Annotated in this window: 26 protein-coding genes; 5 read left to right on the top strand and 21 right to left on the bottom strand. The window is 53.8% G+C overall.

The genetic code is table 11. The features are described from left to right. Positions 1 to 74 precede the first annotated feature (74 nt). The 4 genes from trhA to AC6I6N_RS02650 all read left to right on the top strand — a co-directional run bounded on the left by trhA (position 75) and on the right by AC6I6N_RS02650 (position 3,104). The gene (trhA, locus tag AC6I6N_RS02665; protein ID WP_094196533.1) at positions 75 to 695 is read left to right on the top strand and encodes a PAQR family membrane homeostasis protein TrhA; all 621 of its coding nucleotides are present in this window, start codon (positions 75 to 77) and stop codon (positions 693 to 695) included. Between the two features lie 245 nt (positions 696 to 940). Continuing rightward, complete coding sequence (locus tag AC6I6N_RS02660; protein ID WP_497943137.1) at positions 941 to 1,396, top strand: SOS response-associated peptidase family protein; 456 nt, start codon at positions 941 to 943, stop codon at positions 1,394 to 1,396. 3 nt (positions 1,397 to 1,399) lie between these two features. Next, complete coding sequence (locus tag AC6I6N_RS02655; RefSeq protein WP_497943135.1) at positions 1,400 to 1,612, top strand: hypothetical protein; 213 nt, start codon at positions 1,400 to 1,402, stop codon at positions 1,610 to 1,612. 196 nt (positions 1,613 to 1,808) lie between these two features. Beyond that, positions 1,809 to 3,104, top strand: a complete 1,296-nt coding sequence (locus tag AC6I6N_RS02650; protein WP_497943133.1) for a hypothetical protein — start codon at positions 1,809 to 1,811, stop codon at positions 3,102 to 3,104. Between the two features lie 293 nt (positions 3,105 to 3,397). Here the strand turns inward: AC6I6N_RS02650 and AC6I6N_RS02645 are convergent, their stop codons facing one another. The 9 genes from AC6I6N_RS02645 to AC6I6N_RS02605 form a co-directional block, all read right to left on the bottom strand. Further along, positions 3,398 to 3,646 (bottom strand): hypothetical protein, encoded by a 249-nt coding sequence (locus tag AC6I6N_RS02645; protein ID WP_497943130.1) that lies wholly within the window; start codon positions 3,644 to 3,646, stop codon positions 3,398 to 3,400. Beyond that, positions 3,639 to 4,214 (bottom strand): lysozyme, encoded by a 576-nt coding sequence (locus tag AC6I6N_RS02640; RefSeq protein WP_497943127.1) that lies wholly within the window; start codon positions 4,212 to 4,214, stop codon positions 3,639 to 3,641. The genes AC6I6N_RS02645 and AC6I6N_RS02640 overlap by 8 nt, the downstream gene beginning before the upstream one ends. Beyond that, on the bottom strand, positions 4,211 to 4,612 hold the full coding sequence (locus tag AC6I6N_RS02635) for a hypothetical protein (RefSeq protein ID WP_321386751.1): 402 nt from the start codon (positions 4,610 to 4,612) through the stop codon (positions 4,211 to 4,213). The genes AC6I6N_RS02640 and AC6I6N_RS02635 overlap by 4 nt, the downstream gene beginning before the upstream one ends. Before the next feature lie 175 nt (positions 4,613 to 4,787). After that, positions 4,788 to 5,369: a hypothetical protein gene (locus AC6I6N_RS02630; RefSeq protein ID WP_497943123.1), complete on the bottom strand. Its 582-nt coding sequence runs from the start codon at positions 5,367 to 5,369 to the stop codon at positions 4,788 to 4,790. Between the two features lie 246 nt (positions 5,370 to 5,615). Beyond that, positions 5,616 to 7,250: an SGNH/GDSL hydrolase family protein gene (locus tag AC6I6N_RS02625; RefSeq protein ID WP_497943119.1), complete on the bottom strand. Its 1,635-nt coding sequence runs from the start codon at positions 7,248 to 7,250 to the stop codon at positions 5,616 to 5,618. A 56-nt stretch (positions 7,251 to 7,306) separates the two neighbouring features. Next, entirely contained in the window at positions 7,307 to 10,021 is a 2,715-nt protein-coding gene (locus tag AC6I6N_RS02620) for a host specificity factor TipJ family phage tail protein (RefSeq protein ID WP_497943117.1), read from the bottom strand. Next, positions 9,999 to 10,403, bottom strand: a complete 405-nt coding sequence (locus AC6I6N_RS02615; protein ID WP_497943114.1) for a hypothetical protein — start codon at positions 10,401 to 10,403, stop codon at positions 9,999 to 10,001. The genes AC6I6N_RS02620 and AC6I6N_RS02615 overlap by 23 nt, the downstream gene beginning before the upstream one ends. Next, the gene (locus AC6I6N_RS02610) at positions 10,400 to 10,882 is read right to left on the bottom strand and encodes a DUF1833 family protein (protein ID WP_497943110.1); all 483 of its coding nucleotides are present in this window, start codon (positions 10,880 to 10,882) and stop codon (positions 10,400 to 10,402) included. Before AC6I6N_RS02610 ends, AC6I6N_RS02615 begins: the two co-directional genes overlap by 4 nt. After that, complete coding sequence (locus tag AC6I6N_RS02605; RefSeq protein ID WP_497943106.1) at positions 10,879 to 11,343, bottom strand: hypothetical protein; 465 nt, start codon at positions 11,341 to 11,343, stop codon at positions 10,879 to 10,881. Before AC6I6N_RS02605 ends, AC6I6N_RS02610 begins: the two co-directional genes overlap by 4 nt. Positions 11,344 to 11,403: 60 nt before the next feature. On the opposite strand from AC6I6N_RS02605, the gene AC6I6N_RS02600 reads away from it, so the two are divergent. Continuing rightward, entirely contained in the window at positions 11,404 to 11,673 is a 270-nt protein-coding gene (locus tag AC6I6N_RS02600) for a hypothetical protein (protein WP_497943104.1), read from the top strand. A gap of 15 nt (positions 11,674 to 11,688) precedes the next feature. Here the strand turns inward: AC6I6N_RS02600 and AC6I6N_RS02595 are convergent, their stop codons facing one another. From AC6I6N_RS02595 to AC6I6N_RS02540, 12 genes are all read right to left on the bottom strand, one after another. Then, positions 11,689 to 14,625, bottom strand: coding sequence for a tape measure protein (locus AC6I6N_RS02595; protein ID WP_497943101.1), 2,937 nt, complete (start codon positions 14,623 to 14,625; stop codon positions 11,689 to 11,691). A 54-nt stretch (positions 14,626 to 14,679) separates the two neighbouring features. Beyond that, positions 14,680 to 15,204, bottom strand: coding sequence for a hypothetical protein (locus AC6I6N_RS02590; protein WP_497943098.1), 525 nt, complete (start codon positions 15,202 to 15,204; stop codon positions 14,680 to 14,682). 66 nt (positions 15,205 to 15,270) lie between these two features. Further along, positions 15,271 to 15,876 carry a DUF6246 family protein gene (locus AC6I6N_RS02585; protein WP_497943097.1) on the bottom strand — a complete coding sequence of 202 codons (606 nt, stop codon included), beginning with the start codon at positions 15,874 to 15,876 and terminating at the stop codon, positions 15,271 to 15,273. Then, a complete protein-coding gene (locus AC6I6N_RS02580; protein ID WP_497943094.1) occupies positions 15,852 to 16,595 on the bottom strand; it encodes a phage tail protein in 744 nt (247 codons plus the stop codon). The genes AC6I6N_RS02585 and AC6I6N_RS02580 overlap by 25 nt, the downstream gene beginning before the upstream one ends. 9 nt (positions 16,596 to 16,604) lie before the next feature. After that, complete coding sequence (locus AC6I6N_RS02575) at positions 16,605 to 16,979, bottom strand: phage tail termination protein (protein WP_497943091.1); 375 nt, start codon at positions 16,977 to 16,979, stop codon at positions 16,605 to 16,607. Then, positions 16,957 to 17,364 carry a hypothetical protein gene (locus tag AC6I6N_RS02570; protein ID WP_497943088.1) on the bottom strand — a complete coding sequence of 136 codons (408 nt, stop codon included), beginning with the start codon at positions 17,362 to 17,364 and terminating at the stop codon, positions 16,957 to 16,959. Before AC6I6N_RS02570 ends, AC6I6N_RS02575 begins: the two co-directional genes overlap by 23 nt. Next, entirely contained in the window at positions 17,364 to 17,681 is a 318-nt protein-coding gene (locus AC6I6N_RS02565) for a hypothetical protein (protein ID WP_125277539.1), read from the bottom strand. Before AC6I6N_RS02565 ends, AC6I6N_RS02570 begins: the two co-directional genes overlap by 1 nt. Beyond that, the gene (locus AC6I6N_RS02560) at positions 17,681 to 18,082 is read right to left on the bottom strand and encodes a DUF7370 family protein (protein ID WP_429643875.1); all 402 of its coding nucleotides are present in this window, start codon (positions 18,080 to 18,082) and stop codon (positions 17,681 to 17,683) included. The genes AC6I6N_RS02565 and AC6I6N_RS02560 overlap by 1 nt, the downstream gene beginning before the upstream one ends. Positions 18,083 to 18,141: 59 nt before the next feature. Continuing rightward, on the bottom strand, positions 18,142 to 18,633 hold the full coding sequence (locus tag AC6I6N_RS02555) for a DUF1643 domain-containing protein (protein WP_094196296.1): 492 nt from the start codon (positions 18,631 to 18,633) through the stop codon (positions 18,142 to 18,144). Between the two features lie 119 nt (positions 18,634 to 18,752). Further along, positions 18,753 to 19,121, bottom strand: coding sequence for a hypothetical protein (locus AC6I6N_RS02550; RefSeq protein WP_497943084.1), 369 nt, complete (start codon positions 19,119 to 19,121; stop codon positions 18,753 to 18,755). A gap of 10 nt (positions 19,122 to 19,131) precedes the next feature. After that, a complete protein-coding gene (locus AC6I6N_RS02545; RefSeq protein WP_497943083.1) occupies positions 19,132 to 20,223 on the bottom strand; it encodes a major capsid protein in 1,092 nt (363 codons plus the stop codon). A 12-nt stretch (positions 20,224 to 20,235) separates the two neighbouring features. Beyond that, entirely contained in the window at positions 20,236 to 20,679 is a 444-nt protein-coding gene (locus AC6I6N_RS02540; RefSeq protein WP_497943080.1) for a gp53 minor capsid family protein, read from the bottom strand. Position 20,680: the final 1 nt, after the last annotated feature.

Below are 20,680 nucleotides of genomic sequence, written 5' to 3'. Positions count from 1 at the left end.
TATCCACTACGCTTTCCCCTTACGGCGACAGTCTTACAATCTGCCTACCACCTATTTGGAGAGAAGAGAAAATCATGTATCACGGTGAACGATTCAACGCCTGGACACACCTGATCGGTGCTGTCCTGGCTGTGGGCGGCGTATCCTGGTTGCTCGTCATGGCCAGTTTTACTGGCGATCCCTGGCGCATCACCAGCACGGCCATCTATGGCGCCACGCTTATCCTGCTTTACCTGATCTCCACCCTGTACCACTGCTTCAAGGGACGAGCCAAAAACGTATTCCGGAAGATGGATCATTTTTCCATCTACTTGCTGATTGCTGGCAGCTATACGCCCTTTTGCCTAGTAACGCTGCGAGGGCCTTGGGGATGGAGTCTGTTTGGTGTGGTCTGGGGCTTGGCAGTCATTGGCATTGTTCAAGATATCCGCCCCCGTTCGCCCGCGCGCGTATTGTCGCTGGTGATTTATGCCGTTATGGGATGGATTGTATTATTGGCGTTAGGGCCGTTGGCTTCCAATTTGGGCTCGCAGGGCTTTTCCTGGTTGGCAGCAGGTGGCGCAATTTATACCGCTGGAATTGTTTTCTTTGTGTTTGACGAGCGTTTTCGTCATTGGCACGGTATCTGGCATCTATTCGTGCTGGCTGGCAGCGCAGCGCATTTTTTTGCGATCTCCCAGTATGTCGTGACGTAAGGTGAAGTACAAAGATCGCTGAAACAATGGGGGGCGGACTATCTGGATGAACAGCAGGAGAAAGCATCCCAAATAGCCATGCCCCGATTCATGCCCCCAAAATACCTTGGCGCAGCTTGGAACGCTGGGCAACAAAAAAGCCCCAAAGCATTGATCTTTGGGGCTTTTCTTGGCACAGCGTGGTGCTGTGTGCATGTATTCTGGTAGGCAGTACTGGAACGGGGGTGTTTTGTTAAGGTGTTGTTATGTTTGGGCTTCCGCTTTCTCGACTGGAACCTATACCCCCATCCATGCCCCCAAAACTGAGAATGCTACTGCAGGGTATGTGCAGGCCCATCAACAAACTGATTCGGCAGCTATACGCCTTGCAATCGCCCGCCCTTGTGACGGGCTTTTTTTGCGTCTGTCTCCGGCGGATGCATGACCGGTGGCCTGTTGTGCTAACACCCGAGGCGGCGAGAGAATGGACATCGGCAGACACAAGCGTCGAGTCAGCGCTGGAACTGTTAAGCACTGCGCGGCCTGAGACTACTTTTAAATGGCGCCCCGTCACGAAGCAGATGAGCAATGTGAAATACCAAGTGCCGAATACTCCTGGGGAAAAGACAGAAATATGCTACAACTCGACACTCCCTATGACTGGCGTCAGCCGAATTCTCAGAACGCTGACCCTGGCTATTAAAAACAACCCACAAGGATAAAAAATGCAAGACAAAGAACGTATAGATCAGCTAATCTCTTATCAAGAGGATTGGGTTAAGCAACTAAATCAAATAATTGTTGAGTTAGGCAAATTTAGAGACAACGGCGTCCTCATTAGCGAAGAACGCTTAAAAAAAATCGCTACAGCGCATAAAAACATTGCTGGAGCCATAAAAAATATATCAGAAGCAATTCAGTCCGAAATAAATAAATAATTATTTCATTATTTCTTGCAAAGCCGCTCTCAAGTCTCAGCCTCCGTTTCAACATACCGCAGCACCCGGACTGGCGTAGTGTCTATCTCAGCATCAGAGCGCCACTAAAACGGACGCTAGGCGGCAGCACATGCAGCTTCACAGGCCGAGCCAACTATTTAGCATACACGACTAAAAAAACATTAGAGAGATAAATATGGGGTTGTATTCTGATGATTCGACGCCTGCATTCTGGCAGTACGAATTGACTGTTGAAAATTTGATTGACTATGCGGAGGCTTCGAGAAGCCTGTCAGAATACATACGCGTATTGAATTACGAAGGCTATAAAAATCTCGTGGTACCTAGTCGAGGTGCAGTGCCATTTATCCGGGCTGCTAGGCAGGCCTACATGCTTGAATCAAGCGAATTCCAGACGAGAGGGGAGCGATATCGACAGAAGGTTGACTTGCTCAATTCTCCGTTCATGCGCCAGTTAATTTTGCCATTCTCGGCAGATCCTAACGAAGAGTCTCAGACGAGCGGTGCGATCAGGGAGTACTGGAGCCGTGTTCTTGCTGCGATAATCAAAAGAAATGGCCAAGATAAACACTTAGTGCTTTACAAGGTTCTTGTTGAAAAGCTTGCCAAGAGATCATGGACTGGAGCACTGGACCGGGTCCTGCCGACGGAGAAGTTCATTTTCGTGGACACCGTGATCTCTGGTCGGGCCATCTGCGAAATCATTGCAGCCTTCAAAAAAGTGGGCCTTGAAGAATGCCACTTCATACTGATTGCCGATGAAAGCGGCAACAAGATTGAGCCGGGATACTGGCGAGTGATAGATGACCTCATCCAAGCTCAGCGCTGTACCCTGATCCCTGTAAAGCGAATGTTTACCGAAGATCGTGGCCCTGGAGCTAGTGGTGTTTGGAGTACGGTATACCCACAGGTACTAAGGGCTGTTCAGCAGAATTTCCCATGGGCAGAGCACTGTTACGGCGCTGGTACTTTTTATCACAAGGTCTCAAGCACTCAGCTTGAACCTAAGGATGGAATCGGCACAGTCGACTACAACATGCCGGTCACGCAGATGTACTCATCGATTAAGGGGTGCATCTTCGCCGCGCTGGTAGCCATGCAACAATGTGACGAAGCCAAAAAATTGTTAGAAGAAAAGGGACACAGAAACTTGCCAAGCTTCGATTCTCTGGTAACTGATTACCGCGCTCACACAATGGACACAATGATGCATTTGCTGAGACGTGAGCTTGACGACATGTGTAAGACGTTGGGTGACTTGGAGAAGTTTACACCCTTAGACAAAAGGACCACGAAGCTTTTGGCTGAGCCCAGGGTCAAAAAGGAGCACCCCAATGCAGAAGTCGAGGTTTCGAGTTCACACCTAGTGAGGGTTATCCTGCCCGAGGCAGAGGTCGACGCCTTTATTCACGAGGCGAAAATCGAGCTCAGTGCTGATCGCGACGCGCTTGCGGATGATTACTTCCATTGACAACGGCTGACGAGGCTCGCATGGCGTCTTTGTATCGAGCGAACTACTTGCATTTTTTCTCGAGGGCTAAAATTATTAGTCAAAAGAGTGATCCGAATGACTACATTAAACCTGCACTCTAGGCTTCTGAAACCTTAGCATCGATGAAGGTGACTCAAGGTCAGCTTTATCTTTGACACAGCCGGGCCCAGGTTTCAGCCTCCGTTTCCACATAACGTAGCACTCTGATAGGTGTGGTGTTGATCTCCGCATCAGAGCGCCACTGAAACGGACGTTGAGCAGCGGCGCAGTAGCTACCGCCCTTCGGTGCTGCGCATCCGCTTACGAGCGCGATCACGCACAGCATCATCGTCCAGGCGCTCAATCGTTTCAGCCGCATCTCTCGATACCTCCACGGCAGCTATGTCTGCCTTTGTTTGTTTTTGCTCTGCCTGCGCCCTGCCCTGACGCCGTCCGACCTGCAACAGCGCCAAAGCAGCAAGGACCAGGCCGCCCAGCAAGCCAAACCAGCCTGCCACCTTTCCCCATAGCGCTTTAAACAATGGCCGCTCCTATCTTGATTGCCTCAGCCCCAGATGCGCCCAAGAAACGAGCGCGGTCTGCAGCACGACGGCGACGCAGGCCCAGCAGCACCTTGCCGCCTGATTTGTTCCAGCGCGGGAATTGCTCAGCAGCACCGGCCTGGTCGCCGGCATTGAACAAGCGGACCAGCGTGGAACCTTGAAATGCTTCCACGCCGATGTTGTATGCAAGGTCCACCATGGCATCGAGCTGCGCCTGATTTGCTGGACGAGTCAGCACGTTCAGAACACCAGGCACGAACTCGCGGGCCAGCCGACGCCTCAATCGCTCATCAGCCTCGGCCTGGGTGATGCGCAGGCCTTGCACCACGTCTGGACCAGTGTCACCCCAGCCGATGGTCCAGACTTTGCCGTCAGCATCCCAATAAGCTTCCAGCCGGCAGCTCTCGAAATACCGCAGGATGGCCAGGCCGTCGGCGGACATGCCCGTCGGTGAAGCCTTCTGTGGATCTAGCGTGGCCTGCTCTGCTTTCTGTGGCCGAAAAAAAAGGGCCAGTAGGCCCGAGATAAGACTCAACAACAATTTCATTCTGTTTTTCCTCCAATGGCGCCTTCGCGCAGTTCAGTCATTACTTCGAGCAGGTCAGCCTTACGCCGCTTGTCGAAAAAGTTGAATGCCCAGCGCACAACAGCCCAGCCCGGCAGCCCACATGCGAACGCTAATCCAAGCATGGCCACCAGACCTACCGGGTTGTTCGCCCAGTGGTGCAGCTCGTAGTGCTGAATCACCGCGGCCCCGCCTGAGATCGAGGCCACCACCGTGCTGATCACCCCCACAATCCATTCGGACTGCGTGCGCGGCCGCAGAATACACATCACCACCAGCGTGGCCAAGCCTGCCCCGATGGCCCCCATCCCTGCTATTCCTCCCATCGCCTTCCAGACGGCCAAACCAGCCGCCGATGTTCCCGTGCTTGTCGGTTCCAAGTCCTTCCCCTTGTGTAATACGGTCGGCATGGCTGTCTCCCGTGAAGCGCTGCAAAAGCAGCAGACGTAAAAAAACCCGCTAGTGCGGGCGGTAAAAACAGGAACGCCGTCTATCGAAACGAACTATCCTGGCTTCCTTCGGCGTCTTTAAAGAGCTGTTGGGCGTGCCATTAACTCATGGGATCTCCTGTTCATAATGTTGAAGCTTGTGAGCAAGAAAAGCCCTTAATTGGTTAGAAGCAGATCGCACGGCCTCTCTACTTACACGCCCGGCGTAAATCACGTCTTTTCCGCGCCGCTCTGATGACGTAGCATCCACCATCGCGATGGTAATACCATTTTCAACAACTGGGCTGACGAAGTCTTTACGCCTACCTTTGCGGCCCGGCACCATGTAATCCTCTGCATGTACGCGCATATCGCGTATAGCCTTAACCTCTACAACAGCGGCCTCAAAGTAATTAACTTCTGCCTCGATAGAGGGATCGAGCTTGAGCAAATGCCCAGCCCAACGACTTGCATTTCGCGTAGCTTCTAGAAAAAAATGGTCAGCATTCAAAGATCGCCTATAAGTTAAAACAAACTCATCAAACCTCCTTCCTACCTCTCCAGCACTAATCTCCTCATGGCTCGCACTAGGCTGAAATGAATCAACATGACTATGCAAATTCTCGCTCAGCTCAGCCATATCCTCCACGCCTAGCAACCAACGCAGAGCCTCTGAGCAAGCATCCCAAGGCTGGAAATCTTGTTCCATTACTTACTTACCCCATATAAAAAAGTTCGTCTAACCTAGGTTCTTAGTGTGATGCACATCGGTTCGTACTAAAGCCGTGACTGGACTACCCGACATGAAAAAGGGTCACCGCCGATACTGCGCTTAATGTCCGTTCTGTTTCCTACCCTTGTGATTTAGGCCATCGTCTTAACTACTCTCCGTGAAGCACTGCACTCTAAAAGAAAGGCCTATTTTAAGGGGCTAGATAGGGCGAACGGACATCTATCAAGCAGACTCTAATGCCGCAATGATATTTCTCGCGATTAGGTAGTGACCTCGCGCGTTTGGATGCAACCCATCAGCAGTCAGGAAATCAAGGTCACCGCCACGGAAGACAGAGTAATTATCAATAAAGTCGATGGATTTCTCCCGCGCAAGATTGTTTATCGTACTGCGAACGCTATTCATGCTGTAGCCATAACTTGGCGCAGGATGGTCCTGAACAGCAGGGTTCGCCGCCATCAGAATCACAGAAGACGAGGACGGTAGAAGCCCTAGTAGCGTCACGGCAGAATTGTGTAATGTACTCACTACCTTTGGGTTGCCCCCCGTTACGCGGTCGTTCGTGCCTAACTGGACAAAATAAAACTCGTCATTCTGCGATGTGACACTAGGGCCGAAAGCGCCAAAGCATCTTGCAGCATAAGAAACAAAACTTGCGCCATTAATTCCTTGGTTTGTAATCCGGCATTTTTTCTGAATTATCAAACCCTCAACATAAAAAGACGTTTTCGGTGATTGAGTATTGGCAACTTTGATAACAACATTTCCGTCGTATACGTAAGGGAAGCTGTGCTTTCGTTGTGTGTTGAACTTCGTCTCGCCGCTTGTAGAGTAAGTCCCTTGGCTTACTCCACCCACAATCAACTCATAATCGGCGCCTGAGCTTATCTGCGTATAGGCCAATGTGAACTCAGAGCCAGTCATTTTGAAGGAGATTGAAAATTCACCACCGCTTGACGGGATTGATGCGTAGTACTGACGGCCAAGAAATGCTGATATCGCTTCTCGATCTACTGCTACAGCCCCTCCAGAAAAATCAACCTGAATGCCGCATCCGAGCACATACAGATCTATTTCGCGAGAAAACAGCGCGGTGGATTGCCCGCTTGGGGAAGCAGGCCAATTTGATAGTGCCGGCTCCTCGCCATTGAAAAACTCAGCTCCGATATAACGCTTAAAGCGGTTCACATATGAGGCAGTGCCTGAGTTATCCCTAGGGTCTTGCAAAGACTGGTTGCGTGGATCATAGGAGGAATTATCGGGCACCCACCTTCCCCAAGTAATCGAATCCCCAATAAAGGCGATGTTCACTTCTTGGTGGAACGGGTTAACCAAAGCACTCGCCAGTCTCCGCAATTGGCCTCCATATCTGTGTGCCTTGGTCGGAGCCGTAACAGATTGAAGATCATCTAGCATGAAGCCATCTTCCATCCCTACCATAGAAGCCCCAATGTCAGACGCTAGGTCTTGTCCGCTGACTCCTTGAATCACCCTGAACCTATCAGTCTCGAAATCCCCCGAGGTTGTGAACGGCAGCTTGTCAGCCTTAGGTGCATACACCACTCCGCCGAAGCTCACCGTCTGCGTTTGTAGCGTCATACTCAGTCCGGCAACATACGCTACTGGCACCGCGTATCCCAGTCCGGCCAGAACCAGGTTGGCAGAATCCTGAATATTCAAGCGTTGTCGGCGTGCAGAAGCATCAATCCCGTGCAGTGTCGTTCTCGTGCGACCAAAGCGATCCACCCATTGCTCACTTGATAAATCGTTGACTGCTTTATCAAGGTTTTCTGAGTTATCGAATAAATCTTTCGGAGACGTGCTGCCGAGCGGGTTTCCTGTCTTGTGTGTCGTCATTTCAAACATCCATAAAAAAACTCGCCGGAGCGGGTTGATTGATGTTGGCATCCGGATTAGTCTGGCGGATTATTATTGTCATCAGCGTACACGCGCGCGTCGTAGTTTACTGCGGTCACATCCGTAACGTCAGTGCCACGTGCCTGGATGCTTGTGATCAGAGCTGGCTTTATCCAGTCAGCCGTAAGACCAAAGTAAATGTGCGGCAGCTCCTGTTTCAGACTGACCTCTGGCCAAGGCTGCGCAATGTTCGCAATGATTGAAAAATCGTCAGGCCCTGGAGACGCAACGAACGGACCAACAAACTTGCCCTCTGGTGTTCGGTACCCCACGGAATGCGGCGCACCAGCAACCCAGCGCAAAGGCTCGCTGATGCGCAACAACGCGCCACCAGTGGTGGGCCGGATATCGATCAGCAAGCCCATCTGCGCGTTACCAGGCTCATCATCAAACAGCGGCACATAAGACAGGTACTCACTATTAAATGCGTCCATCTCTGTGCCAAAGCTGTACTCCCTGTTTCGATAAGCCTGCTCCCGGCGTCGGCGCATACCGATTCGCCAAGCCCGGACCCGGTCCGTCACGCCGTCGAGCTTCAGTTTCTCAAGCTTGAAGCCTTGATCACCTGGTAGCAGGCACTGCACTGTCATTGACGTCCAGGTCTCCGCGTCGATGTACTCGACTTCCACCCCATCCGGGTCCATAGGCTTGCGAGGGCTCACACTTTCACGCAAGGGTTTGGTCATGTTCAGGGGTGAGTAGCTTTGCTCGAACTGCGTGCGCACATCATCGCGAACTGGGCGAATCAGGCCATGCGACACCGTCAATTCAGAGAACCCGGCCCGGAAAGCAAGTTTCAGGGCATCTTGAGCCGTTGTCAGGTCATACACATGATCGAGCGTTTCGCCCCTTGCCTTCCAAATTGCATCCAATCGCCGCAGCTCGTCGGCATCAAGATTCAAGTCTGAGTACCCGATCGAGCCGGTGATATAGCGCGCAAACGCAGAGATGTCCCGCGTCGGCTGCGGTGACGACCAAGTGCCGTCACTTTGCAGAACTGGCAGCATCCGCGTAGCCACCACATTGATCTGGTTTTCCGACTGCGCACCCAGGCGTCCACCAACTCGCAGCTTGGCCGCCATGGTGGTCCAGCGCGGGTAGCTTGTTCGTGTCCGGAGGCGGCTTTTCAGGCCATACCACTGGATGGTGTCTTTGACCTGCGTGGACGTGGCGCTGGCCCCTACACGGCGAACCCGCACAGACGGCCGCATTTGCGGGACACTGATCGACTCGGTAATCCCGATCTGATCAAGCGTAGAATTTTCATACCACTTGCTGATCGTCGTGCGAGGGCCACCCTCAGCATTGCGATACTGAATTTCAATGCCTACCCCCTGACCGGTGACATCGCCGTTATCGCGTATGTACCCCAGTCCATTCGGAAAGAAGAAGTCGATTTCTATGCCAGTCGTCGTCTCTTTACCAGGCGTGGCGACAAACTCGCTGCTCCACTCGCCATAAACGGTGCCGCCGTTGTATGTGATCGTTGCATCACCTGTTGTCACCTGTGGAAATCCCTTCCAATTAGGATCGTTCTGGCCGTTGGACAGCAAACGCCAAACAACGATATTGTTAGAAGCGTATTGTTGAATTGCGTAGCGCGGCAAAGGAGACAATTGAAAGATGATCGTTTGCTGGCCAAGCGGAACGAAGTTCACCCAATTAACCGGGTCCTCCGGTTTCTCTCGCGGAAAAACAAGCTCGATCCAGCCGTCTCCATTCTCATCAATATTCATCGAGCCAACGGCTACGTCGTAGCGTTGATTATTGAATTCCATCGATAGGCCTTGGGCCATCAAAGGCATCAAGTGCTTAAAAGCACCGGTGAATCGATTGCGCTGAGGTTGAGGAAAGGGCAAGTCCGGCCGCGTCACCTCAGATTGTTGCGGGAAGCGAATGTTGACCAACGTTCCAGCCCCCCAGCCTGGAGGGAATTCGCTCTCAGAAGAGCGCCAAATATAGATGCCATCGAACGAATAGCTGGCGGGCTGAGTGTTCTCGCGGTTTGCCATCTCGGTGGACATTTCCAGACCTGCCGTGCCGGATGATGTGCCGCCCACAGCCGGAACGGTATGCCAGTGCTCATGCGTGGACGTTCCCGAAAGATCTGCACCTGGACCGTAGATTGCATAGGAGCCGTCAGCACCTAAAGCAGAGAACGGCGTGTCTCCTACTTTCACGTCCGCGTCATTGATCTGGTACTGGCCAGGGCCAATACACGCATGAAACTCCAGCCACTGCTCGCGCCAATTAACGAAACGTCGGCGTGGCGGCGTCAGGTAATCAGGGAATCGACGAAAGCGGCCCGCCAGCTCCGGCACAACATCACCCAGCTTTGCCTGATTGGCCTTCGCTGAAGTGGTCTCAAGACGCTGACCCTGCTCCGGGGAGCCGCTATTCTGGCCGCCACTCTTTGGCATCAGCCAACCAAAGGCAAAGTTGAAGATGCTGCCCAGTAGCTTACCGAGACCGGAAAACAGGCCGCCATGCTGTATCAGACGCATTTCCACGTCATCACCTGCAGCAAGGTGACGATCTGCCCACTCCAGCATCGGCAGCGGCTGGCCATTTACTGATACGTGCGACCTGGGCTGCTCAGCCAGCGTGTACACCAAACCTTTGGACGCAAAAAAACCGGCTAAAGTGCCGGTCCATTCGTACGTCTCGCAAGGTTGTTCGCAGGTCCCGCTAAGAAATACTCTGATCGTCATAAAAAACAACCCGCGTGTAGCGGGCCTCAAAAGCGTTAATCTTGGTGAGCGTGGGACCCGTAGCGACATCAGTCTCCAGCACCCAGAGTCTGCCGTCGGCTTCTACGACAAGCCCGACATGGACGCACAGCTGTGCGCGCCAACCGGTGGCGATGGCGCCGGGTCTTGGCTGCACTTCTACGAACCTGCCCTGGACCCGCACTTCGCTGGCCGCCATAGTCAGACCTGCTTTATCGTCCGGGTCAGTTTCCGAATAGCTGGGCAGCATGACCCTGCCGAACAGCGAGGATCTGGCCAGTCTGACCAGCCCCCAGCAGTCCAACTCCGGAACGGTGCGGCCAAACGGCTTGTACCGCGTACGCAGAAAGTCATCGATCGTCATAGCCATTGAATCCCCGGTGCAGTCTCAGCCGTGTAGCGCTCTCGCGGCCAGGCGGTATTGAGTAGGTCGTAGTAACTGGCCTCAGCCACAAACGCGCCGTTCTCAAACTGCCCGCTCAGTACGGTCATGACATAAGGCCGCTCTGCCGGTGCCGTAATGTCGCTTGCCAAGTACGTCCTGCTTGTCAGCGTCACCATCTCACCGGATTCAAGCATGGCATCGACAATAGGCCGGATTCGATCGTTGGCCCCGGCAATGCCAAACCGCAAAGTCTGCTGACCAGAGGCGTTACGCGACGGCAGCGACAACTCGACGGCTGCGGCTTCAAACAGCACCAGTTGGCCATCAACCCCCAGCATCCGATCTTCATACCCCTGAACGATCCGAACCGAGGTCACACCAGGCGCGGATACCTCCAGCGTATAAAGCAGCATCGAATCGGTCGGAGCGCTTGCATAAACAATCTCTAAAACACTCATGCTTCTGGCCACTCCCGATTAAGTGCAATATCAATGATGCTCGCCCCCAACACGAACTCGGGGAACTCGCCCCAGCCGACCGGCATCAGAGGACGTTCCCACACTTCCAACTCCGCCGAAAACTGCCAGCGGTCTACACCAAGCAGCACAGGCCCCCGATACATGCTGGAAAAGCGGCACACCAGCACAGACATCCCCAGCGGGGTCAGGCGCTTGATGTTGAACCACTCTGCCCCGTCTTTAATGGCGTCCCGAAACCACGCCTCAAATAGCGCGGCTTCATTGGCTTTGAAGATCCAGGTAAAGGCCTGCATGCTGGGCACGGAGCTAAAACGACGTCGCTGCCGTGCCCGTCCATCAGCCATGGTTGTACGCTGGAACGGCTGAACATGGTTGGCCTGGTGGTCTGCCCGAAGTCCATTCGGAAGGCCTGCAGGGAAATCAATGTTGGTTTCTATCATCCCGGTTAACGTTCCTTTGCTATAACATCAACAGAGCCTTTTCTAATTACGGAGATACGCATGTCTGAAAAATCATTGGAAGAACGCATTAAAGAATTAGAAGACCAATCGAAAGGTCTCGAAATGGCAACGTACTTGCTTGTAAATGCCATTTGCGACGAAGGCAGAATTAGCATCGAAGGTGTGGCGTCAGCATTCAAAAAAATGTCTGAAGCAATTTCCGATACATACGGATTTGGGGGAACAGCTACCGGGCTACCATTTGAAAGGATCTCTGCACTGCTTGACGCCACAGCATCCTCTGTCAAAAAACACCAAGGCGAAAAATAATCAAACCCCAACTGCTCACCTTCCCTGCCTCCGCCAGCCCAACATAGATGATCCTGCCTCAGTAAACCTTCCGCCAGTGGCGACATCCTCAATCATCACATCAATAATCAGCTCTTTATCAGATCGCTGTTGTTCCACTTGCGTTCCTGGCGGAGCATTATGAACATTCACGACAACTGAAACGCCATTGCTTTCGTTTGTGGTGGCGTCCTTGTTGCTCACGACATGGCCACGAGTATTGGGCAACATAAACTGCTGACCATTTGCCGCATTGAACACCTCTGGCGCCCCGTTCTCATTGATGCGGTACATCTTGCCTGGCTGTGTGGGGCCGCCGTATTGGCGGCCACCAAACGATGCAGATGACAAACTGGACAGCAGCCCAGCACCCGCCGACGCAATCGCAGCGTAATTTGCAAGTTTCTGCATAGGCGTCAAAGCGGTGGGGTCCGCCATAGCTTGCATAATCGCCATATTGAGCTTCAGCCCAGCATCAGCAATCGCAAATGCTTTCGTCACAGCGAACATAGCCTTATACGCTCCCGACTGCTCACCCTGGGAATTTCGAATCAAGCTAGCTATGCTGCCGAAGGCAGAGCCGTAAGTACTGAGCATCGTCGATTGCCGAGCAGCATCTATCTGCCCCATACGGGCGTTGTGAGTTTCGGTCAGGCCTTCAAACTGTGAGTAGTACTCTGTCAGCGTGAGCTTCTGCGCTTCCATTGCCTCCCGTAGCCGAATAAGTGAAGCCTCATGCCGTTCCTGTTCTTTAATGGCCTCAGCGTCATAGCGCGCCACTTGGTCATCAAATGCTCCACCTGACAACGGGTCATCAGTCCCACGAATATAAGCTTGAGGATCATCACCAACTTTGGTTTTAAGTTTTTGAGCCTCGTTGACCTTATGCAACGCTACCGCTAGTTTTTCAGCACTCTCGATCTGCTCAGGAGTGGCATAGTCATTTAAAGATAGTCGCGCCTGGACTACGGCGAGTTGCTCCCCCTCTAAGTGGGCCAGCGCGAAAGATTCAGCCATCTTGCGCAAGCTTTCAGAGTTTTGCTTGTAAGAGCGCTCAGCCTCTGTTTCGGCCTTTTTACCAGCCCCACGGCTTTGGGTGCTTTTTCGCTGTGCTGCCGCAAGCCGATCAATTTCCGCTGCTTCCTTTCGGATCTGCTCTATTCGCTCCGGCGTGACGTTGTTCAGGGTTTTGATATAACGCTCTGCCTGCTTCGAGGCGCTGTTCCCATCAATAAGGGCGTGTTTTCGGTCCACCAAGCGCTTTAAATAGTCGTCCGTGGGGCTGTCATCCATCGCTTGATTCAGGCTTCGCTGTGAGGCCGCGGCCTGCTGCAGAGCCGAATTCACGTTGAGTAGCGCCGTTTCAAGTCGGGAATGCTTGTCGGCCAGCTTGGTTAACTCCACCTCCTGCTCAGTGATGGTGTGCGTGAGGTTTTTCAGATCGTCGTCAGAAACGCCACGCCCAAGCTGTGCGTGCAGATCCTCGTAATCCTTGCGCAGAGCATTAACGCTCACTGACGTTTCTTCAAGCGCTTCCCCGTTTTTCCTTATGGCTTCTTCTAGGTCAAGCTTTCTCAGTTCAAGCTGTTTTTGATGAAGACCATCAAGCGATCCAGTCAATTCGTCAATATCTTTGACCGCCTTGTCCGCGTTATCGCCCATCAAAAGAAAGCCAGCGGCCACACTGGCCGCTATTGCAATAACTCCAGCCGGGCCGCCCAAGATACCCAACATACCGACGCTAGCGGCACTGGCCGCCCGTTGCGCTGTGGCCAAGCCAGCGGCCGCTACTGTAGCCGCTTTCTCTGCTGCCGCAAGTGCTGTGGTGCTTGTCGTGAGTCCAACATTAGCGCGTGCGTGGGCCAATGCCGCAACGGCAGCCGCATTCCGTGCCTGGGCGGCTTGCAATGCCGTGGCGGCCTCTTGTCGCGCTGCCAATGCCTGTTTAAGGCTGGCCATGGTGGCCAAGCCTTGGGATGCAATGTATTTAGCCAATGCACCAGCACCCAGCAGCATGAGCGACTTGACCACCAGGTCGATATTTTCGCCCAGGGAAACGATTGCACTGGATATAAGCTGTGTCGAGCCGCTGGCCCGGTTAGCCTCGCCCACATAGACGGCAAGGGAATTGCGCAGATTGGTAAACGCATCGGCCACGGTGGTGGCCATGTTATCGGCTGCCTCTTTATTCTCGTCCAGCGCCTTGCGCAGACCTTCGGACAGATCCCGCGCCGTGAGGTTGCCAGCCACGCCCAACGACAAGATCTCTTTTTCTGTCTTGCCGGTGGCATTGGCAATGTCAGTCACAATGGTGGGAATTGCTTGTGTGACAGTCATCCAAGCCTGTGCACCTACTTTGCCACTAACGAAGGATGAAGAAACGGCATTCAATGCACCCTGCGCCTTATCCGCTGATGTGGCGTTACGCACGAATGAATAAGAGAGTGAATCGACAATATCCAAGGCCTCATCGGTGTTATATCCCATGGCCTTGATGCTGGTCGATGTGGTGATGAAAACCTCTTGGGCCTCGGACAAGGCGCGATATGTGCCATTTGCGGTGGCCAGCAATCGTTCCTGTACCTTGACATACTCATCGGTGCTTGATGTGGCCATGCGAACACGCTCGGCATACTCGTTGTAGCCTTCTGCCAGACTGATGATTCCGCCAATGCTCTGCACAGCAATGAGACCGCCCAGCATCTTTACCAGACCGCCAATCTTTCTCTCCGCCCCCGCCCCTTCGTTACCAAGATTTCTCACGGCTGAGGCAGTCTTTGTTAGCTGTACATCCGCTTTTCTTGCGGACGCATCTGTTTTGTTGAAGCCTGATTCAAGCATTTCGAGGCGCTTATTAGCGTTTTCCAGATCACTAATTAGCTTGGCCGTTTCTGCCTCAACCGTATAGTAGATTGCCCCGACACTCTCAGCCATTTCTTTCGCCCATAAAAAAACCCGCCGAAGCGGGTATATAAAACATACAGTTGATTAGTGAGAATCGACCTCAGCGATAAAACGCTTCAAGGCATTAAAACCCTTACTATCTTGCGCCCCAGAAACAATGGCATCTTCTATCACGCCATCATTGGTGCTAATTCGCAGCCAAACATCATTAGAAGCAATGATGTTGCGAACCAAGTCGAGATTGACGGTGTAGTCTTTTTTTGACTCGTAGAAAGTCATGTACTGCTCTTTCACGTGGCGCGTGAGGCCTGGATTTGGCTCAAGAACACGAACGTCCTTGCCTATCCGCAGCTCAACCTTTTCAATGTTTCTGAAACCGGTATACCCCAGCACGCCAATGGTCAGAATGGCCTTAGTCGGCGATTGAGAATTCCATTGCGCTCCGATCTGAGTACAGTGCTCCGCGCACGTGTTCCCATGTGGAGCGATGTTCACAATAGTGGCGCCATCAAAACCGCTCTTACTTACTGTTGGCTCTAAACCTGATGTCGTGGCACAGCCAGCAAGAAATGTGGCCGATAGCAATAGGGCTCCTGCTAGTACTTTCATCTCCCCTCTCCAATCTAAATGAATAAGAAGATATTAACCAACGCAGAAAGCCCGCGCTAGGCGGAGCTAAGACCTGGCGGCCAGAACTCGATCATGCCAAGCCAGCGCCTCTTCCATTTCAGCCTTGCTAGGGGCTTTTGCGCCAGGCGAATCATTCTGCGATGGCGGAAACTTCGCACGTAGCGCCCCCACTAAGCCTGTCATGGTCATCTGCCAGGCGTCCCGTTCAGAAACCCCAAGATGCGCCATAGCCATAGCGACATGAGAACGAGCATCAAACTCCTGCACGTACTCCGACTCTTGATCGGCCGGCCGGGGCAGTTCAGGCAACGAGCCAGTAATGCCGTGCTTGAGCAGACAGCGGGCCAGCAGCACAACAGCATCGCCCCCAACCTGCCCTGGCTCGTAGGTCAGCTTGTCACCCTCAGCCGCCACACAACCAAACAGCCCGGACAAATCCTCTTCCGAGCAAGACAGCACGACCGCCAGCGCATCCACTAGGCTTGGAGCTTCGCCCATCACTGCGGCAAACAACTCCACAATCTCCCGTGGCTCACCGAGTTGCGACATCGCGTAGAGCGACGGGCGCAGGATATGCACCCGCTCGCCTACGCGGACGCCGACCTCACCGACATCGGTCAGGATCATCATGCGGTCACCGTAACGGCGCACTCTCCCTTCTTAGCCGAGTCTGCCGTGCTGGTTGCTGTGATAGTGGCGGTACCGGCTGCTACGGCAGTGACCAGCCCCGTCTGGGAGACAGTTGCCGTGTCAGTGTCAGAGGACGACCAAATCACGCCTTGGGCCGCGCCGGTGGGTGTGATCGCTGCAGTCAACTGTCGGGTCGCGCCCTCGGCAATACTGGCAGTTGCTGGTGTAACCGCCACTGTATCCACGGCTGGAGCATCAGGATCTGGCGTATCTTCCACCATCAAGCCGAAGTCACTGGCAGTCGCACTGGCTTCAAACGAGTAAGTAGCCACGTCATCGTAAGGCGCAGAGCGCGACATGTTCGTCACGATGGCAAAGAAGGTGAACGTCAGATCGGGGAACGTCAGACGAATCCAAGCCACCGGCTCGCCGCCCGTTGCTTCTGGTTTGATGACGTGTTTGGTCAGCGCGATCAAGGCGGCAGCGCCAGTGCCAGACACTTTCAGCACGCCGTCACCGGATACGCTCAAGGTCTGGAACGTGGCCAGGTTCTCGCGCAGTGCACCAATGGAATCATCGGCTGTCGCATCAGTGGTTTCCCACTCAATGGTCAGCTCTTTAGCGCGCATTGCGCCCAGGCGCTTCCAATCTGCTGCGGCGGGCATCTCATCGCCGCAACCAATGGCATATTCCAAAATGGCCGTGCGGCCGACAAATTTCTGATTCTTGCAGGTAGCCATCTGGCCCTCCTAAATAATGATCTCAAAATCAACCTGAGCCCATGCCCGGTTTTCTGTGGTGAACCCCGGGCCGACTGGCTCGGTAATTGCTCGGATACTGGCGGCACCGCATGGCACGGCATCACCCATTGCGGCCTGTAGCAGTACCTCGATGTCTATCATGATTTTCTGCGCGTCGCTACGCTCGTTGCGCTTACCCAGCAGCACCACGCGAAAACGTGGATAGCGGGTTTCAACGACAGGCCCAGATCCGCCTGTTTGCTGGACGATGCAATAGCGGCTTGCAGCGTCCTCGGGCCTGGATGACTCCACCCAAGAGAACATCGCCAAGTAATCTGCCGGCAGAGCCGCTACCACCCAGTTACGAACGTCGATCAAAAGCACGGTAAGCGTTCCTTAAAATGCGCGGCACATCTGCGGCGATCTGGTCAAAGCCCGCTGTCAAAAAGTGCGGTTCGCCGTTCGGGTCCCAGTACTGGCCCCGGTTTCCGGGACGGTCTTGGCCTTTGAGCACACCAGGTGCTGAATGGACAGCAGCGGCATACTCGGCGCTGTAGCCGTTTCGGCCCGTCACCTTATCGCCGTCAGCTTTGATTTCCACGAAATGGCTGTTGATCAACGTGCTGGTATCCACCGGCGTCATAGTGGCGGCAGCCGCGCCCCCTTGGGACAGGACCCCGTACACAGCAGCCTCTGTCCTGCGCCCTTGGATCTCGGCCTGGAGCTTGCGCATGTTGTTGCGCACTTGCTTGATTCCACGAACGGCCATCACGTCACCAGTAGAAAATCAGGCTCTTCATCAAAGAAAGACATATCCCAGCCTGTTACCGCCCGGATTTCCTGCCATTCAGTCGAGCCATTGAGTTGAATTAGGTCCAGAAAACGAGGGCGTTTGTCCTCGGTGTAGATCTGATTGCGCGTGACGAACTCCGCGCCCAGCGAATCACGCATTTGCTCCGACTTGGCGGCCCAGGTGCAGGCGATCTCGTAAGGTTCCCCGTATTTGCTGCCGCCCCATTCATCTGTGCCGATGTAGGGCTTCACAGTGGCGGTGTTGGTGTAGCTCCAATTGGCTGTTTCGCTCATCAGCGCCCCCCGGAATAGCAATTCCCTTTGGCAATCCACAGGCCGCCATGAGCCTGGACGGTAGGATCAGGAGGAATCAGCCCGGTAGCGCAGCCATGCTTGTCGAGGCCACGCAGTAGCCCGAGCATGCCGCGCCACCTGTCTGCAAAGCTTTGGTATCGGAAGGCACGGGACGTGCCGCTCGGGGCTGTTTGGCTGCTAATGTACTTATCACCCTGCCCGTAAGCCATGAGGGCCAACAGATAGGACTGGATCAGCAGCGCTACCGCTGGCGTGTAATGCTCGTCCAGGCATCCCTGGATGCTGTTTACCAGTTCAATCCAGGCGGCCAAGATGAAATCAGGCACATTGTTGACGCCCTGTGTTTTTAGGTATTGCCTAGCCTGATCTTCGCTCAGCATTGGATGCCTCATTAAAAAAACCGCCTATCGGCGGTTCTGTTTGTTTCATAGTTTCTTATTTACGAATCTACATCCCATGCCATTTCCAGCGGCTTTGCTTTCTTGTAAAGAGGATGCATGGGCGATCCATGCTTATTTTTCCCAATGCAAAGTAAATTTGCACCATTAGACTTCAGAAGACTCACCACTTCTTGGACCCTATCATCTCGTGCATTAACGCCCCAAGCGCAAACGATATTTTTATAATTCTTAGCAGCCTCGCTAAGATGTTTATCATTCTCCACACCGACAGGGTCTTCGCTGGTCCACAAGCCCTTAGGGCTCGTACTGCGAAGCGCGTACAAGTTATAAACGACTAGACCCGTCTTGCCATTCGCCTTAACGAAACGCAAACATGACTCGATAGTATCGTCGTCTACATCAGCATCTGCTGTGCTTGGGTTAAGCATGATAAAAACTAGAGGATCTGATAGATCGCCTCGAATAAGTTCGTAACGATATAAATTGCAGCCACTCAAAACAGCCGTTTTTTGATTTTCTACTGCACTCATGCGGACCTCCCCTAAGGTTTAGTATTGAAAATGCATACTACCCCTTATTGGCTGCGCACTCTAACTAACTGCCCGCCAGCAAAAAAGCCAGCGGGCAATAAAAACCGCCTGGATGGCGGTTACTTGGCTTTCGTCTGCTTGCTGCCCGCATCTGGCGTTGCTGGCGTCAGCTCCCCGGCCTTCTGCTGTGCGTCTTGCTTGATACGCTCAGCTTCGGCTGTTGCTTCACTGATAATGCGGTCCGCCTCGGCCTGGGCTTCCTGCTTGGCTTCTGCCACGCGTTGCGCCAGTTCGGTTTGGGCACGTTCACGCATCGCATCGATTTCCGCCTTGGCCTGTTTCAGTAGATCGCCGGCCTCGTCGGAGACGGAAGCAACTTGAGTCAACGGGATGACGTTGGCCTTGAGGGAGGGGTGCACCTTCTCCATCTCTACTACCTGACCAACGGTTACTCCGTGCCAGGCACGAACGACTTGATATTTCGCCATTCCAGTCTCCTTAATCCAGATCAGCGCCGTACAGCACGCCGGACTTGCCGTCGCCGTCACGCTTGATCTGCAAGCCCATGGCCGACATGATCTGGAAGTTGTGGTTGTCCTGCGGGCGCAGACGCAGCAGCGGCACTGTGCCAACTGCCATGCCGACCAGAGGGGAAACCACATCTTGGCGGCGCTGGTAAGCAATGAGCTCGTTGCCTTTCAGAGCAAACGTCTGGCGGATAGACCGAGCTGGGATGAAGCTCTTGACTGCATCCAACACGGAGCCAGCAACAGTACCGCCACCAGTACCCAGCTGAATCAGGTACGGCTGAGACAGGTTGCCCCAGATCTCGGGCGATACCCACAACACATCGTAGGCCTCGACCTTGTTGTTGCGCGCTGCTTGAGCAAATGCGCCCTTGGTGAAGAACTCGATGATCTGCTGCGGCGTAGCCGTAGTCAGGTCGATATTCGCGCCACCGGCACCGCTGCCCAGGTTCAGCTTGATGGTGTTGCGGTGGTTCTTCAGGCCCTGACCGGGCTTGCCGTCAACGCGGATTCGCTCGGAGCCGCTCAGCACATAGCTGACAATGCTCTTGTAGAACTTACGCAGTTTGGCGGCCTGAGAGTCCAGCACCAGATCAATACCAACGGTACGCAGACCAGCATCGTGGCGCCAGTTCACGCCATAACCTGCCGTGAAGATCGGTACCGGGTCGCCATCATTGTCGTATTCAGTGTGATCGAACGAGTACGGCGCCTGGCCGTCGATGCTGATCGACACATCATCAGCGATATCGCCAGCGATGTTGTAGGACTTCACCGTCTTACCAATGTCCAGCACCGTTTGCACGGCCAGCAGGTCATTGACAATTTCCATGCCGGTTTCTTGGTCACGGTAAGAGACGATCTGATTGTCTACTTCCTGCCAGAACTCACGGCCCAGACCTGCAAGCGCGTTGGCCTGCAGCATTTCCGGCGTCATCACGGCGCGGTTTGCCGCCAACAAGGCCGCGTCTTGGTTGTTCCAGATGTTGCGATTAGCCTGCAACGCCTGGAGGTGCCCCATCAATCGAGGGTGCGCGGCAATAGCCGATTGGGTAAAAAACATGTGTTTCTCCTGTTAGGGCTCAGTGGTTGCAGCAGCCACAGTGCCAACACGCATGCGCACGCGGATGAAGTCAGCGGCGGTCAGCGTCACTTCGTCTTGGCTGTAGCCAATCACGGTGTCGGTGTCGTCAGTAGCCAAAGCGCCCTGGCCGTTCGTGCCGATCTTGATGGGCGAATCCTTTTTGTAGGCACCGGCAGGACACAAGACAGCCAGCTCACGGCCTTCTTCGACGTAATCGCCAACAGCGGAATCACCTGCAGGCACTGCATCGCGGATGTTCAGGCCTTGGTGGTAGGCGCAGTTGATGACATAAACACGACCGACAGCGGCAGCGGCCTGAGCGAACTTGTCACTGGCATCAATGACGGCAAAAGTTCCAGGCAACAGCGCAGCGGCAGCCACACGGGTTTCAGTGATGGACTTGCCATCGATATTCACACGGCGGTATCGGCTCATG

This window comes from Alcaligenes sp. LTN-3 (assembly GCF_059735605.1).
This window is presented reverse-complemented; position numbering and strand designations above follow the sequence as displayed.